The sequence below is a fragment of the Frigoribacterium sp. NPDC087798 genome (genome assembly GCF_044742985.1).
In the GTDB taxonomy this organism is placed as follows: Bacteria; Actinomycetota; Actinomycetes; order Actinomycetales; family Microbacteriaceae; genus Frigoribacterium.
This window is the reverse complement of sequence record NZ_JBIUVP010000001.1, coordinates 247,937-262,735: the sequence shown is the minus strand read 5'-3', so window position 1 is coordinate 262,735 and position 14,799 is coordinate 247,937. Positions and strand designations below refer to the sequence as shown.

Genomic DNA, 14,799 nt, shown 5'->3' with positions numbered 1-14,799 from the left:
GAGGCCTTCGCTCGCTGAAGCGAGTCCCGCTCGGCCCACACCCCCAACAGCGAAAGGGAGTTCCGCATGGATCCCGCAACCCTCATCATGGTCCTCCTCCTGGTGGTCCTCGTCGTCTTCATGTTCCGCAACAAGAAGAAGCGCGACCGTCAGCAGGCAGAACTGCAGAACAAGCTCGTCCCCGGCGTCGAGGTCATGCTCTCGTTCGGCGTCTACGGCACCGTCGTCTCCATCGACGACGAGAACAACGTCGCCGAGGTCGAGGTCTCGCCCGGCACCGTCCTCAAGGTCCACCGTCAGACCCTGGGTCGCGTCGTCGAACCGGTCATCGACGAGCCCGTCGCCGACGACGCCGACTCGCTGGCCGACGGCTCCACCGAGCACGACCGCGTCATCGACGACGCTCCCGAGTTCGGTGAACGCGCCACGTCCGCACCGGTCGACTCGACGGTCGCCAAGGACTCCGACACCAAGGCCTGACCCGACGACCGCCTCGGCCGCCTGGCGCGGCCGGGTCCGATCCACGGCGCGCGCTCCACGTGAGCGCGCGCTCCCATGAGAAAGCAGAGTTCCTCCGTGGCACGCTCGACGCCGGTGAAGAAAGCAATACGATCCCTGACCTGGTTGTTGGTCATCATCGCCGGCCTCACGGCCCTGAACGGCACGGCCACGTTCCTGAACGATTCCGGTCGTGACGGGTGGTGGAACGGAGCGAGTTGGGTGCCCGAACTGGCCCTCGACCTGCAGGGCGGTACGCAGATCACCCTGGCGGCCCAGCTCCAGAGCGGCGAGACGGTGTCGTCGGAGCAGCTGGACCAGGCGGTCACGATCATCCGGCAGCGCATCGACTCGGCCGGCGTCTCGGAATCCGAGATCACCAAGCAGGGCACGCAGAACATCGTCGTGTCCATCCCGGGACGACCCGACAACGCGACCCTCGAACGCATCGAGGCGTCGGCCAAGCTGACCTTCCGCCCCGTGCTCTACACCGAGGCGGTCTCGAACGCCGCGGTCGGCGGAGAAGGCGACGGCGCCACGGCCAGCCCGAGCGCCACGCCCTACACCCCCAACCCCGAGCTCGAGAGCACGCCGACCGCGTCCCCGACGAACGCATCCGACCTGGCCTGGATCACCCCCCAGCTCGCCGACCTCTACCAGAACTACGACTGCGCGGCCGAGAACGACCTGGCCACGGCCCGTGACGACGAGCCACTGGTCACCTGCTCCACCGACGGCACGGCCAAGTACATCCTCGGCCCGGTCGAGGTGCAGGGTTCCGACATCAGCGACGCCACGAACGGCCTCGCCGCCGACTCGCAGGGCAACTCGACGAACACCTGGGCCGTGAACCTCGAGTTCAACGGCCAGGGCACCGACCGGTTCTCCCAGGTCACCTCGCGCCTCGTCTCGTTGCAGGCGCCGCAGAACCAGTTCGCCGTGACCCTCGACAACCAGGTCATCACGGCGCCGTCCGCGAACGCCGCCATCACCGACGGCCGGGCCCAGATCACGGGCCAGTTCACGCAGGACTCCTCGAAGACCCTCGCCGACCAGCTGAAGTTCGGTGCCCTCCCGCTCAGCTTCTCGGTCCAGAGCAACGAGACGATCACCGCGACCCTCGGACAGACCCAGCTGATCAGCGGTCTGATCGCCGGCCTCATCGGCCTGATCCTGGTGGTCATCTACTCGCTGATCCAGTACCGGGCCCTCGCCTTCGTGACCGTACTGTCGCTGGTCATCGCCGCCGTGCTCACCTACCTCGTGATCGCCATCCTGTCCTGGCGAGAGGGCTACCGCCTCTCGCTGGCGGGGGTGACCGGTCTGATCGTGGCCATCGGCATCACGGCCGACTCATTCATCGTCTACTTCGAACGCATCCGGGACGAACTCCGCGACGGTCGCATCCTCGAGAGCGCCGTCGAATCGGGCTGGAAGCGCGCCATCCGCACGATCATCGCGTCCGACACGGTGAACTTCCTGGCGGCCATCACGCTCTTCATCCTCGCGGTCGGCAACGTCAAGGGCTTCGCGCTCACCTTGGGCATCACCACGGTGATCGACCTGATCGTGGTCTCGCTGTTCACCCACCCCATGCTCCAGCTCATCGCCCGGACGCGGTTCTTCGGCGAGGGCCACTCGTTCAGCGGGCTCAACCCACGCGCCCTCGGCGCCGTCTACCGGGGGCGGGCGCAGTTCCGAACCCCGGCCGTCGTCGGCCGCAAGCAAGCGGGCGGTCGCGAGGCCGTCAAGCGTCAGACCATCGCCGAGCGCAAAGCCGCCGAGAAGAACACCGAGCGCGTCGACTCGTCGACCGCCGGTGAAGGGAAGAAGGACTCCTGATGGCCAGTTTCTCGAAATTCGGCAACGACCTCTACACGGGTGCCCGGTCGTACGACATCGTCGGTCACCGCCGCCGCTGGTACTGGATCGCCGCCCTGGTCATCCTCATCTCGGTCACCGTCCCGTTCCTCCGCGGCGGCTTCCACTTCGGCATCGAGTTCACGGGCGGGTCGGAGTTCCAGGTCGCCCAGCCGGCCGAACTCGACCAGGACGTCGCCACGACGACCGTCGACGAGGTCGTACCCGGTTCGAACCCGCGGGTCACGCAGGTCGGCACCGACACGATCCGCGTGCAGACCTCGCAGCTGGAAGCCGCTCAGACGAACGACGTGGCGGCGGCGTTGGCCACCGCGTACGACGTCCCCGACGATCGAGTGACCTCGTCCTTCATCGGTGCCTCATGGGGTGCCGACATCACGAGCCAGGCCATCAAGGGTCTCGTGATCTTCCTGATCCTCGCCGCGATCGGCATGACGCTGTACTTCCGAACCTGGAAGATGTCGTTGGCCGCCATGGCAGCCCTGCTGCACGACCTCGTGCTGACCGCGGGCATCTACGGCATCGTCGGCTTCGAGGTCACCCCGGCGGCGGTCATCGGCTTCCTGACGATCCTCGGCTACTCGCTCTACGACACCGTGGTGGTGTTCGACAAGATCCGCGAGAACACCGCCGACGACGGCGAGGGCTCACGACGCACGTTCGGACAGTCCGTGAACCTGGCCGTCAACCAGACGTTGGTCCGGTCGATCAACACGTCCGTCGTGGCGCTCCTCCCCGTCGCGGCGATCCTCTTCATCGGGGCATTCGTCCTGGGAGCGGGCACCCTCCGCGACATCTCCCTGGCGCTCTTCATCGGCATCCTGGTCGGTACCTACTCGACGATCTTCATCGCCTCACCGCTCTACGCCACGCTCCGCCTCCGTGAGCCGGACATCGCGAAACGCGATGCCCGCAAGCTCGAGGCACAGAAGACCGAGCCCCTCACCGTCGACGAGACGGTGGGCGCATGATCGGCGACCACCGTCGACCCGAGATCGGGGCCGACGCCGCCATCGACGCCCTGTCCGACGGCACCTACGTGCTCGACGTCCGAGAACCGCACGAATGGGATGAAGGTCATGCGCCTGGCGCGACGTCCATCCCACTGTCCGAGCTGAACGAACGGGTCGGGGAGGTCCCCACCGACCGCCCCGTCCTCGTCGTCTGCCACTCCGGCATGCGGTCGGCTCGCGCAACGGACGCCCTCCGAGGCGTCGGCGTGGACGCCCGCAACGTCGTCGGTGGGATGCTCGCCTGGCGGGACGCGGGGGGCACGGTCGTGGCAGACGACGGCCACCCCGGGGCGCCGGTCGACTGACGGCCGACGGGTACCCTTGACCCCACGAAGTCCACGTCCGACCACGACGGCCGGCGGTGGCGCTCCGACCCGAGAGAACGAGGTGCAGCCGTGACCGAGATCACCACACGGAACAACTCCGCACCGCCCGAGACGCCCGGCGGTCAGAACACGGCCTCGTTGCGGACGCTCCTGCCTCGACTCTTCTCGCGCAGCCAGCCGGCAGGCGCCGTCGACCGGTTGATCAAGACCGTGCGCATGCACCATCCCAAGGCCGACATCGTCATCATCGAGCGGGCCTACTCGGTGGCCGAGAAGGCGCACACGGGTCAACTGCGCAAGAGCGGCGAACCGTACATCACCCATCCCGTTGCGGTGGCGCAGATCCTCGCCGATCTGGGCATCGGCGCCAAGACCGTCGCGGCTGCACTGCTGCACGACACCGTCGAGGACACCGACTACACACTGGCCATGCTCCAGCGCGACTTCGGGGACGAGATCGCGATGCTCGTCGACGGGGTCACCAAGCTCGACAAGCTCAAGTACGGCGACAGCGCTCAGGCCGAGACCGTCCGGAAGATGGTCGTGGCCATGTCGAAAGACATCCGGGTCCTCGTCATCAAGCTCGCCGACCGGCTGCACAACGCTCGCACCTGGGGTTTCGTCGAGTCGGCGTCAGCGACCCGCAAGGCCACCGAGACCCTCGAGATCTACGCCCCCCTGGCGCACCGGCTCGGCATCCAGACCATCAAATGGGAGCTCGAGGACCTCTCGTTCGCGGTGCTCCACCCCAAGCTCTACGTCGAGATCGACAACCTGGTCAAACAGCGCACGCCGCAACGCGAGCAGTTCGTGCAGAACGTCATCAACGCCGTCAAGTCCGACCTCAAGTCGACGAAGATCCGCGGCGACGTCATGGGTCGGCCCAAGCAGTACTACTCGATCTACCAGAAGATGATCGTCCGGGGTCGGGAGTTCGACGAGATCTACGACCTCGTCGGCATCCGCATCCTCGTCAACTCGCTCCGCGACTGCTACGCCGTGTTGGGCTCGATCCACGCCCGCTGGAACCCGATCCCCGGCCGCTTCAAGGACTACATCGCCACGCCGAAGTTCAACCTGTACCAGTCGCTGCACACGACCGTCATCGGTCCCAAGGGACGTCCGGTCGAGATCCAGATCCGCACGCACGAGATGCACCAGCGGGCCGAGTTCGGCGTGGCCGCCCACTGGAAGTACAAGCAGCGCATGAACGGCGGGCGCGACGACCAGGGCGGAGCGAAGACCGAGACGGACATGGCCTGGCTCGCCCACATCTCGGACTGGCAGGCCGAGACGGCGGACCCCAGTGAGTTCCTGGACAGCCTCCGTTTCGAGATCGGCGCGAAGGAGGTCTACGTCTTCACGCCTCAGGGCAAGGTCATCGGCCTGCCGTCGGGAGCGACCCCGGTCGACTTCGCCTACGCCGTGCACACCGAGGTCGGACACCGCACGATGGGCGCCAAGGTCAACGGTCGCCTCGTGCCCCTCGAGAGCGTCCTGTCGAGTGGCGACGTCGTCGAGGTCTTCACCTCGAAGAATCCTGACTCGGGGCCGAGCCAGGACTGGCTCGCCTTCGTCAAGAGCCCCCGCGCCCGGAACAAGATCAGGCAGTGGTTCACGAAAGAACGCCGCGACGAGGCCATGGAGCAGGGCAAGGACGCCATCGCCCGTGCCATGCGGAAGCAGAACCTGCCGCTCCAGAAGCTGATGACCCAGGACAGCATCGCCGAAGTCGCCGCCACCATGCGGTACGACGACGTGTCGAGTCTCTACGCGGCCGTCGGCGAGGGCCACATCTCGACCCAGTCCGTCATCGAGAAGATCCTCGCCGCGGTCCACACGCAGACCGAGGTCGACGAAGGCGAGTTCGAGTTCCCCAGCCAAGGTCGAGCACGGCCGTTGCGCAACAGCGACTCGGGCGTGCTGGTCCGAGGGGCCCCGGACATCCTGGTGAAACTCGCCAAGTGCTGCACTCCCGTGCCGGGCGACCAGATCGTCGGATTCGTGACCCGAGGCCAGGGCGTCAGCGTCCACCAGGCGAACTGCCACAACGTCCAGGGCCTGTTGAAAGAGCCCGAGCGGATGATCGAGGTCGAGTGGGCTCCGTCGTCCAAGAGCGTGTTCATGGTGCAGATCCAGATCGAGGCCCTCGATCGCAGCGGATTGCTGTCGGACGTCACCCGGGTCCTGAGCGAGCACCACGTCAACATCCTGTCGGCGAGCGTCTCGACCTCTGACGAACGCCTGGCCCTCAGCCGCTTCGTGTTCGAGATGGGTGACACCACCCACCTCGATCGCGTCCTGAACGCGGTCCGACGCATCGACGCCGTGTACGACGTCTACCGGGTCAGCGCCGGCTGAGACGCTGCCTCCTCCGACGGACCGGGTGGGCCTGCGTCTCGTCGCACCTCGTCGTCGACGAGGGCCGCGTCGGCGACGAATGGACAGACTCGACCGAGTCGCTCCACGGTTCGCGTTCGATGGGGGAGCCGTCCACGTCGATCGAGGACGGCGATCACGTCGGCGTACGTCACGGCCTGCTGGGAGGCGACGTCCCCGGCGGCCGTCTCGTCCTCAGACGCCCAGCCCTCACAGCGAGCGAGGTCGACGACGGTCCGGGCCGGTGTGGTGACGGCCACACCATGGACGGTGACGATCTCGCCCTCGTCGATGACGACCTGCCGGACGATCGAACCCCGACCACGATGCTTCACCCTCGCCGGCGAGACCACCAGCCCGGAGTGGGGGAGTGGTGCCGGGCCTCGGGCACCCCAGACCCAGGCGGCACTCCGTTCGGCCGCGACGACTCCGGCGCCGAGGGCGATCCCGATCGCGATCGCCCTGCCCCCGGCGTCGTCGATCTCGGCGACGCTCCGCCACGAGCCACCGACCGCGTAGACCTGCCCGTCCAGTGCAGCCGCACGCAGTTCGGGCTCGGGCAGGTCGTCGTCGGTCAGGACCAGGGGGAGACGAGCAGGCATGCGCCCAGCCTGGCCGACCCTGCCGACGACGACGAACCGCCCGGCCCTCCCTGTGGAGAATCGGACGGTTCGCGACGTCGGTGGGCGGTCGGCCCCTGACGGTCAGCCCAGGGCGTCGAGCCAGACCTTCCGGGCGTCCAGAGCTTCACGAGCCTCGCGGACACGACGAGCGTCGCCGCTGGCCTCTGCCGTCGCGAGTTCGTCCTCGAGCTTGCTGATGGCGTAGTGCAGTTGGCTCGCGAGCCCCTGGGACCGTGCCTGGCGTTCGGGGTTGTTCTTCTCCCAGAACTGCTCGTCGAGCTGACGCACGTGGGACTCGACCTTGCGGAGGCGATCCTCGACCACCCGGACCTGCTCGCGAGGAACGCGACCGATCTCGTCCCATCGCAGCTGGATCGAGGTGAGGGCCTCGCGCGCCGGGACCCGGTCCGTGACCGTCAGGATCTTCTCGGCCTCGGTGAGCAGCTCGAGTTTCTGTTCGAGGTTGCTCTCGTACTCGGCGGTGTCCTGCGCGACGACCTCGGACTTGGCTGCGTAGAGGACGTCGCCTGCACGCTTGAACTTCGCCCACAGGGCGTCGTCGTACTTCTTTCCGGCACGGCCGGCGCGCTTCCAGTCGTCGAGCAGCCCCCGGTAGGCCGAGATGCCGTCGACACCCTTCGGCGCCAGGGCCTCGGCCGCTTCGACGAGGGCTTGCTTGCGCTGACGAGCGTCACGGTGGGTCGCGTCGAGTTCGGCGTAGAAGGCCTTGCGGTGCTGGTCGATGGTGGTGCGCGCAGCACGGAATCGTTTCCAGAGGTCGTTGCCCTCGCCCTTCGGGATGCGAGGACCGTCCTGTTGATGCTTCTGCCACCGGGCGAAGATGTCGTCGAGGGTGGCCGTGACCTGCTTCCACTGGACGCGGGCGGGGTCCTGGGCCGCCAGGGCCTCGGCCTCCGTGACGAGAGCGGTGCGGTAGGCGACCGCTTCGGTGAGGGCCTTCTGTGCCTCGGCGCTCTGCTGTTGCGTCAGCTCGTCGACCGTGGAGTCGAGTGCCGACACCCGAAGGCGCAGGGCCTCGAGATCCCCGACCGCGCTCGGTTCGACGAGCTGCTCGCGCAGGTGGGTGACCGTCTTGACGACGTCGCCCGCCGATGCGCCGCGTTTGATGCGCTGCTCGAGCAACGTCACCTGCCCGGCGAGTTCGATGAACTTGCGTTCGTAGTACGCGAGAGCCTCGACGGGCGTCGCGTCGGGGTACTGCCCCACGGCGCGTTCGCCGTCGCCCTCGCGGACGTAGACCGTGCCGTCGTCGGCGACGCGGCCCCAGGGTGCCTGATCGTCAGTAGCCACTTTTATCCCTTGCTGAACGTGCTCGTCGCGGGACCAGGACAGGCCACCACGATGGGTGCTCAGCCTATTGCACAGCGGACCGCGGCGGACTACTCGATGGTCGCGCCCGTGATCGTCGTCGGCACGACGGGAGCGCCGTCGGTCTCGCTCGTACCGGGAGTCAGGCCCGCGTCCGTGATCTGCGCCTCGAGCTGGTCGAGTCCGCTCGTGACGCGTCCGACCACGGTGTAACCACCCGTCGAGCCGTCGAGGGTGGTGTCGCCGTAGGTGATGAAGAACTGCGTCGACTGCGAGTACGGGTCGGTGCTCCGAGCCATGGCGATCGTCGCCGTCGGGTACACGCCGTCCGACGGGACGTTCTCGAGTGGGCCGAAGGTGAAACCGGCGTCGCCCGTCCCGTCGCCGTTGGCGGACCCGCACTGGATGAACTTCGCCGTCGCAGCGTCGCTCATGCGGTGGCAGGTCGTCCCCGTGTAGAAGCCCTTCTGGATGAGGTCGATGACGACGCTCGACGCCTGCGGGGCCTTCGCCCCGTCCAGTTCGATCCCGAGCTCGACGCCGTCGTTGAGCGTGAGGCCGCCCGTCCAGGAGCGGCCGTCGGCGATCGCCTCGCTGGGCACGTCCCCGACGTTCTCGCCGGCGGCGGGCGTCGAGGAGGCGCTGGGCGCGTCAGACGGAGCCGCCGCGGGGGCACCGGGACCGCTGGTCGACCAGAACACCTGGGACACGGCCGCGACTCCGACCACGACCACGACGGCGGTCACGGCGAGGACGTTGTCCCGACGGCGTCGGGCGACCTGCGTCGCGTGCACCTGCTGACGAGCGGTGTACCTGCGGAGCCGGTCCCGGCTCTCACGGTCCGGGTTCTTGCTCGGTGCCACGGGTCCTCCAGCTCGGTGATGTCCAGCCTGCACTGTATCGGAGGGCCGGTCTAGCATGGGTCACCATGAGCCCGCTCCCGCAGAGCTCGACCCCTCTCGCGGTCCGCATGCGTCCCACCACCCTCGACGAGGTCGCCGGTCAACGGCACCTCTTGCGGCCTGGCTCGCCTCTGGTCACCCTGGCGTCCGACACGGGTGCCGACCAGGGGGCCGTCTCCGTCATCCTCTGGGGTCCGCCGGGTACGGGGAAGACCACCCTCGCCCAGGCCATCGCCCGCAGCTCCGGCCGTCAGTTCATCGAGCTGTCAGCCGTGACCGCGGGAGTCAAGGACGTCCGACAGGTGATGGAGAAGGCCCTGTCGAACCGTGACCTCTACGGCACGACGACCGTGCTCTTCCTCGACGAGATCCATCGCTTCACCAAGGCGCAGCAGGACGCACTGCTGCCCGGCGTCGAGAACGGCTGGGTCATCCTCATCGCCGCCACCACCGAGAACCCGTCCTTCTCGGTCATCACGCCTCTGCTGTCCCGTTCGCTCCTGCTGACGCTCGAACAGCTCAGCGACGACGACCTGGCCCAGTTGGTTCAGCGGGCGGTCGGCGACCCCCGCGGTCTCGACGGATCCGTGCGCCTCGACGACGAAGCCCTGGCCACCATCGTCCGACTGGCCTCCGGTGACGCCCGACGTGCGCTCACGGCCCTCGAGGCGTCCGCCCAGTCGGCGTGGGCCACGAAGCTCGAGGCCGACGCGGTGCCGACGGCCTCGGCCGACGACGCGTCCGACGCCGACTTCGACCCCGACGCCGAGTACGACGAGAACGATCCCGACGACGACCGTCCGACGATCACGTCGGAGATCGTCGCCCAGTCGGTCGACCGGGCGTTGCTGCGGTACGACCGCAACGGCGACGAGCACTACGACGTCATCAGCGCCTTCATCAAGTCCATCCGGGGGTCCGACGTCGACGCGTCGCTCCATTACCTCGCCCGCATGATCGAGGCGGGTGAGGACCCCCGCTTCATCTGCCGTCGGATCATCGTGTCGGCCGGTGAGGACATCGGCATGGCCGATCCGAACGCACTCACCGTCGCGGTCTCGGCCGCGACCGCCGTGCAGATGATCGGCATGCCCGAGGGACGCATCCCGATGGCCGAGGCCGTCGTCTACCTGGCGACCGCACCCAAGTCGAACCGGTCCTACTCCGCCCTCGACGCCGCGATCGCGGACGTCCGGGCCGGCAAGGCGGGCCGCGTGCCCAAGCACCTGCGCGACGCCCATTACCCCGGGGCCCGACGCCTCGGCCACGGGAAGGGCTACCGCTACGCCCACGACTCCGAGTTCGGGGTGGTCGAGCAGCAGTACCTCCCCGACGAACTCGTCGGCCACGAGTACTACGATCCCACCGCCAACGGCAACGAACGCGACGTGGCGGCCCGTCTCGAGAAGCTGCGCCGGATCACCCGGGGGCACTGACGCCACGATCGCTGGCTGCTCGCATCGGCGCCCGGGCTCCTGTATGCTCGGGGGGTTGCCTGTTCTCGGGCGTCGACGCGCGGCTGCTGACGACGACCCGATCAAGGTGCGACGACCTGTAGCCGGTCGCCACCGCGGCACTCACCCCTCTTGTTACGCCGCCCGGCGCTCGCGCGCTGGGGCGGTCCCTGACGAACCATCGACAAGAAAAAGGAACAAGTGTCCACCAAGTCACGTACCCGCAGCAAGACCCGTCTCTCGCGTGCCCTCGGCATCGCCCTGACCCCGAAGGCTGCTCGTTACCTCGAGAAGCGCCCCTACGCTCCCGGCGAGCACGGCCGCACCAAGCGCAAGACCGACAGCGACTACGCCGTCCGTCTGCGTGAGAAGCAGCGCCTGCGCGCCCAGTACGGCATCCGCGAGGCCCAGCTCAAGATCGTCTTCAACGAGGCCCGCAAGGCTTCGGGCCTGACCGGTGAGAACCTGGTCGAGCTCCTCGAGACCCGTCTCGACGCCCTCGTCCTCCGTGCCGGCTTCGCCCGCACGACGGCCCAGGCCCGTCAGATGGTCGTCCACCGCCACATCCTGGTGGACGGCAAGCTCGTCGACCGCCCGTCGTTCCGCGTCAAGCCGGGTCAGATGATCCACGTCAAGGAGCGCAGCGAGAAGACCGAGCCCTTCCAGGTCGCCGCGGCCGGCGGTCACGTCGACCTGCTGCCCAAGGTGCCCGGTTACCTCGAGGTCGAGATCGACAAGCTGCAGGCCCGCCTCGTGCGTCGCCCGAAGCGCGTCGAGGTCCCGGTGACCTGCGAGGTCCAGCTCGTCGTCGAGTACTACGCCGCGCGCTAGAACTCGTCACCCCGTCAGGAGCGGGCCACGGTCGTGGCCCGCTCCTTTCGCGTTCCCGGGGCCGGGTAAGCTGTCGAGTCGTCGCGCTCGCACGTCGCGGCACCAGCCCCAAGAGGAGTCCCCGTGAAGAGCCTGTTCCTGCTCGCCGTCGGTGTCGTCGGCGGCTTCGCCGTCGCCCACCAGTTCAACAAGACATCTCGGGGTCAGCAGTTCTTCGGCGACCTCGACGGCAACGTGAAGTCGTTCCGTGCCGCCGTGGTCGACGGTTACAAGGCCCGCGAAGCCGAACTGCGTTCCGACCGCGACGAGTCCTGAGTGCGCCGCCGCGCCTCCTCGTCCTGACACACGACCAACCCACCCTCGGGAGAACCATGCAGACCGCCGAAATCCGCCGCCGTTGGCTCGACTACTTCGGCGATCGGGGCCACACCGTCGTCCCGTCCGCGTCCCTGGTCAGCGACGATCCCAGCCTGCTCTTCACGGTCGCGGGCATGGTCCCGTTCATCCCGTACCTCACGGGGCTCGTCCCGACGCCGTACCCGCGTGCCACCAGCGTCCAGAAGTGCATCCGCACCAACGACATCGAAGAGGTCGGCAAGACGCCGCGGCACGGCACGTTCTTCCAGATGAACGGCAACTTCTCGTTCGGCGACTACTTCAAGGAAGAGGCGATCGGTTACGCCTGGGAGCTCCTGACCTCGAGCGAGGCCGACGGAGGACTCGCGTTCTCGCCCGACGACCTCTGGGTGACGGTGTACGAAGAGGACGACGAGGCCATCGCCCTCTGGAAGAAGGTCGCCGGTCTGCCCGACGAGCGCATCCAGCGACTCGGCAAGGACTCCAACTACTGGCACACCGGCCAGCCGGGGCCCGCAGGTCCGTGCTCGGAGATCTTCTTCGACCGTGGTCCCGCCCACGGTGCCGACGGTGGCCCGGCGACGGACGACGACCGTTACGTCGAGATCTGGAACCTCGTGTTCATGCAGTACCAGATCGAGAACGTGCGCTCGAAGGTCGACTTCGACATCGTCCGCGAGCTGCCCAACAAGAACATCGACACCGGCATGGGTCTCGAGCGCGTGGCGTTCCTCAAGCAGGGCGTCGACAACATGTACGAGATCGACCAGGTGCGCCCCGTCCTCGACAAGGCCGCCGAGCTGTCGGGACGGCGATACGGAGCCGTCCACGACGACGACGTGCGGATGCGGGTCATCGCCGACCACGTCCGCAGTTCGCTCATGTTGATGTCCGACGGGGTCCGCCCGTCCAACGAGGGTCGGGGTTACATCCTCCGCCGCCTCCTGCGCCGCACGGTCCGGTCGATGCGCTTGCTCGGCGTCGACGGCCCCACGTTCCCCTCGCTCTTCCCCGAGTCCCGCGACGCGATGAAGGCCGCCTACCCCGAGGTCGAGACCGACTACGAGCGCATCTCGCGCCTGGCCTACGCCGAGGAGGAGACCTTCCTCCGCACCCTGGCCGCCGGGACGAACATCCTCGACATCGCCGTCGACGACACGAAGCAGCGTGCCTCGGCGGGCACGACCCCGCAGCTGCAGGGCGACACGGCGTTCCTCCTGCACGACACCTTCGGGTTCCCCATCGACCTGACGCTCGAGATCGCGGAAGAGAGCGGTCTGACGGTCGATCGCGAGGCATTCGACCGACTCATGTCCGAGCAGCGTGCCCGGGCGAAGGCCGATGCCAAGTCCCGGAAGGTGGCCCTGGCCGACCTGAGCGTCTACAGCGCGTTCAGGGCCCAGGGCGAGACGGTCTTCACCGGCTACGACGAGCTCGACACCGAGACGCGCGTGCTGGGCCTGATCGTCGACGGGGCCGACGTCGACCGGGCCGTGGCGGGTGACATCGCCGAGGTGATCCTCGCCGAGACCTCCCTGTACGCCGAGTCCGGCGGTCAAGAAGCCGACTCGGGCCGCATCGTCGGCGTGGGCTTCGACCTCGAGGTCCTCGACGTGCAGAAGCCCGTCAAGGGGCTGATCAGCCACCGCGTCCAGGTGACGTCCGGCGAGGTGGGGGTCGGCGACACGGCGACCAGCGTGGTCGACCCGGCCTACCGGCGCGGCGCGACGCAGGCGCATTCGGCGACGCACCTGATCCACGCCGCCCTCCGGGAGGTGCTCGGCCCGGAGGCGCACCAGGCGGGGTCGTACAACAAGGCCGGATACATGCGGCTCGACTTCAACTGGAACCAGGCGCTGAGCCCGCAGACACGCTCCGAGATCGAAGAGATCGCGAACAACGCCATCCGCGACGACCTGCAGGTCGTCACCCGCGAGATGCCCCTCGACGACGCCCGCGCGCTGGGCGCCATGGCGCTGTTCGGTGAGAAGTACGGCGAGACGGTCCGCATGGTCGACATCGGTGGTCCCTGGTCGCGCGAGCTCTGCGCGGGCACCCACGTCTCGACCAGCTCGCAGGTCGGCCTCATCAACCTCGTCAGCGAGAGCTCGGTGGGGTCGACCAACCGCCGCGTCGAGTCCCTCGTCGGCATGGACGCATTCCGTGACTTCGCCGCCGAGCGGGCTCTCGTGTCCCAACTGACCTCGTCGCTCAAGACTCCGCGTGATCAGCTGGCCGACCGCATCGGCGACCTGGTCACGAGCCTCCGGACGGCAGAGAAGAAGATCGCCGAGTTCGAGTCCGCCCGCCTCGCCACCCGCGTCCCGGCGCTGGCCGAGACGGCGAGTCGGATCGGCGACCTCACGGTCGTCGCCGAATCGGTCGGGTCGCTCGGTTCGACCGACGACCTGCGGTCGCTCGCCCTGTCGGTCCGCGAACGCCTGGGCGCGTCCAGCGCCTCGGTCGTCGCCCTGGCAGCCGACGTCGCGGGCAAGCCCGCCGTGATCGTGGCCACCACGGACGGCGCGCGTCAGGCCGGCGTCAAGGCCGGCCGTCTCGCCAAGGGCGCCGCCGCGGCTCTCGGTGGCGGGGGCGGCGGCAAGGACGACCTCGCCCAGGGCGGCGGATCCGACGTCTCGGCCATCCCCACCGCGCTGGCCGGCATCGTCGCCGAGCTCGGGTCCTGAGGACGCTCGTGCGGCGCGGAGTCCGGATCGGCATCGACGTGGGCAAGGCCCGGGTCGGTGTCGCCCGCACCGATCCCGACGGTCTGCTCGCCACCCCGGTCGAGACGCTGGCGCGTTCGGCCGACGGCGTGGCCGACATCGGTGCCGTCCGCGACCTGGTCGTCGGACTCGACGCGCTCGAGGTGATCGTCGGGCTGCCCATCGCCCTCTCGGGTCGCGACACGGCCTCCACCCAGGACGCCCGGGACTTCGCCGCGGCCGTCGCCCGGGCCGTGGCCGTGCCCGTGCGCCTCGTCGACGAGCGCCTGTCGACCGTGAGCGCCCAGGGCGCCCTCCGGGCCTCGGGCCGGAAGGGCACGAGCCAGCGGTCCGTCATCGACCAAGTGGCCGCTGTTATCATCGTCCAGCACGCGCTCGACCTCGAACGCTCGAGCGGTCGACCGCCCGGGCGGATGGTCGACGTGACCCGAGAGGCGAGCGGCGACGGTGCCGCACCCGCCACCGACGAGAGACAGTGAT

The 14,799-nt window shown here is 68.4% G+C and carries 13 protein-coding genes; 10 read left to right on the top strand and 3 right to left on the bottom strand.

Annotation, left to right across the window (positions count from 1 at the left end; translation table 11 throughout):
* The first annotated feature begins 66 nt into the window (after positions 1 to 66).
* The 5 genes from yajC (at position 67) to ACIOSR_RS01245 (ending at position 6,079) form a co-directional block, all read left to right on the top strand.
* A complete protein-coding gene (yajC, locus tag ACIOSR_RS01265) occupies positions 67 to 480 on the top strand; it encodes a preprotein translocase subunit YajC (RefSeq protein ID WP_123570108.1) in 414 nt (137 codons plus the stop codon).
* A 96-nt stretch (positions 481 to 576) separates the two neighbouring features.
* Positions 577 to 2,340 carry a protein translocase subunit SecD gene (secD, locus tag ACIOSR_RS01260; protein WP_056045374.1) on the top strand — a complete coding sequence of 588 codons (1,764 nt, stop codon included), beginning with the start codon at positions 577 to 579 and terminating at the stop codon, positions 2,338 to 2,340.
* Entirely contained in the window at positions 2,340 to 3,350 is a 1,011-nt protein-coding gene (secF, locus tag ACIOSR_RS01255; protein ID WP_123570107.1) for a protein translocase subunit SecF, read from the top strand. Before secD ends, secF begins: the two co-directional genes overlap by 1 nt.
* Positions 3,347 to 3,697, top strand: a complete 351-nt coding sequence (locus ACIOSR_RS01250; protein ID WP_402751653.1) for a rhodanese-like domain-containing protein — start codon at positions 3,347 to 3,349, stop codon at positions 3,695 to 3,697. Before secF ends, ACIOSR_RS01250 begins: the two co-directional genes overlap by 4 nt.
* Before the next feature lie 237 nt (positions 3,698 to 3,934).
* Complete coding sequence (locus ACIOSR_RS01245; RefSeq protein ID WP_235452715.1) at positions 3,935 to 6,079, top strand: bifunctional (p)ppGpp synthetase/guanosine-3',5'-bis(diphosphate) 3'-pyrophosphohydrolase; 2,145 nt, start codon at positions 3,935 to 3,937, stop codon at positions 6,077 to 6,079.
* On the opposite strand, the gene ACIOSR_RS01240 is transcribed toward ACIOSR_RS01245, so the two are convergent.
* From ACIOSR_RS01240 to ACIOSR_RS01230, 3 genes are all read right to left on the bottom strand, one after another.
* Positions 6,058 to 6,699 (bottom strand): type IV toxin-antitoxin system AbiEi family antitoxin, encoded by a 642-nt coding sequence (locus ACIOSR_RS01240; protein ID WP_402751652.1) that lies wholly within the window; start codon positions 6,697 to 6,699, stop codon positions 6,058 to 6,060. The two genes, ACIOSR_RS01245 and ACIOSR_RS01240, sit on opposite strands and share 22 nt — an antisense overlap.
* A gap of 102 nt (positions 6,700 to 6,801) precedes the next feature.
* Positions 6,802 to 8,031 (bottom strand): DUF349 domain-containing protein, encoded by a 1,230-nt coding sequence (locus ACIOSR_RS01235; protein WP_402751651.1) that lies wholly within the window; start codon positions 8,029 to 8,031, stop codon positions 6,802 to 6,804.
* A gap of 89 nt (positions 8,032 to 8,120) precedes the next feature.
* A complete protein-coding gene (locus tag ACIOSR_RS01230) occupies positions 8,121 to 8,912 on the bottom strand; it encodes a peptidylprolyl isomerase (RefSeq protein WP_402751650.1) in 792 nt (263 codons plus the stop codon).
* A gap of 65 nt (positions 8,913 to 8,977) precedes the next feature.
* On the opposite strand from ACIOSR_RS01230, the gene ACIOSR_RS01225 reads away from it, so the two are divergent.
* From ACIOSR_RS01225 to ruvX, 5 genes are all read left to right on the top strand, one after another.
* The gene (locus tag ACIOSR_RS01225) at positions 8,978 to 10,387 is read left to right on the top strand and encodes a replication-associated recombination protein A (RefSeq protein ID WP_123570102.1); all 1,410 of its coding nucleotides are present in this window, start codon (positions 8,978 to 8,980) and stop codon (positions 10,385 to 10,387) included.
* Positions 10,388 to 10,606: 219 nt separating this feature from the next.
* Complete coding sequence (gene rpsD / locus ACIOSR_RS01220) at positions 10,607 to 11,236, top strand: 30S ribosomal protein S4 (protein ID WP_043592736.1); 630 nt, start codon at positions 10,607 to 10,609, stop codon at positions 11,234 to 11,236.
* A 123-nt stretch (positions 11,237 to 11,359) separates the two neighbouring features.
* On the top strand, positions 11,360 to 11,551 hold the full coding sequence (locus ACIOSR_RS01215) for a hypothetical protein (protein ID WP_056045353.1): 192 nt from the start codon (positions 11,360 to 11,362) through the stop codon (positions 11,549 to 11,551).
* 56 nt (positions 11,552 to 11,607) lie between these two features.
* Positions 11,608 to 14,280 (top strand): alanine--tRNA ligase, encoded by a 2,673-nt coding sequence (gene alaS, locus ACIOSR_RS01210; RefSeq protein WP_402751649.1) that lies wholly within the window; start codon positions 11,608 to 11,610, stop codon positions 14,278 to 14,280.
* Between the two features lie 8 nt (positions 14,281 to 14,288).
* Entirely contained in the window at positions 14,289 to 14,798 is a 510-nt protein-coding gene (gene ruvX, locus ACIOSR_RS01205) for a Holliday junction resolvase RuvX (RefSeq protein WP_402751648.1), read from the top strand.
* Position 14,799: the final 1 nt, after the last annotated feature.

Excerpts from the sequence above, each read along its gene's own strand:
- yajC (WP_123570108.1), top strand. The coding sequence starts at position 67 with ATGGATCCCGCAACCCTCATCATGGTCCTCCTCCTGGTGGTCCTCGTC.
- secF (WP_123570107.1), top strand. The coding sequence starts at position 2,340 with ATGGCCAGTTTCTCGAAATTCGGCAACGACCTCTACACGGGTGCCCGG.
- ACIOSR_RS01250 (WP_402751653.1), top strand. The coding sequence starts at position 3,347 with ATGATCGGCGACCACCGTCGACCCGAGATCGGGGCCGACGCCGCCATC.
- ACIOSR_RS01245 (WP_235452715.1), top strand. The coding sequence starts at position 3,935 with ATGCACCATCCCAAGGCCGACATCGTCATCATCGAGCGGGCCTACTCG.
- ACIOSR_RS01240 (WP_402751652.1), bottom strand. The coding sequence starts at position 6,699 with ATGCCTGCTCGTCTCCCCCTGGTCCTGACCGACGACGACCTGCCCGAG.
- ACIOSR_RS01225 (WP_123570102.1), top strand. The coding sequence starts at position 8,978 with ATGAGCCCGCTCCCGCAGAGCTCGACCCCTCTCGCGGTCCGCATGCGT.
- alaS (WP_402751649.1), top strand. The coding sequence starts at position 11,608 with ATGCAGACCGCCGAAATCCGCCGCCGTTGGCTCGACTACTTCGGCGAT.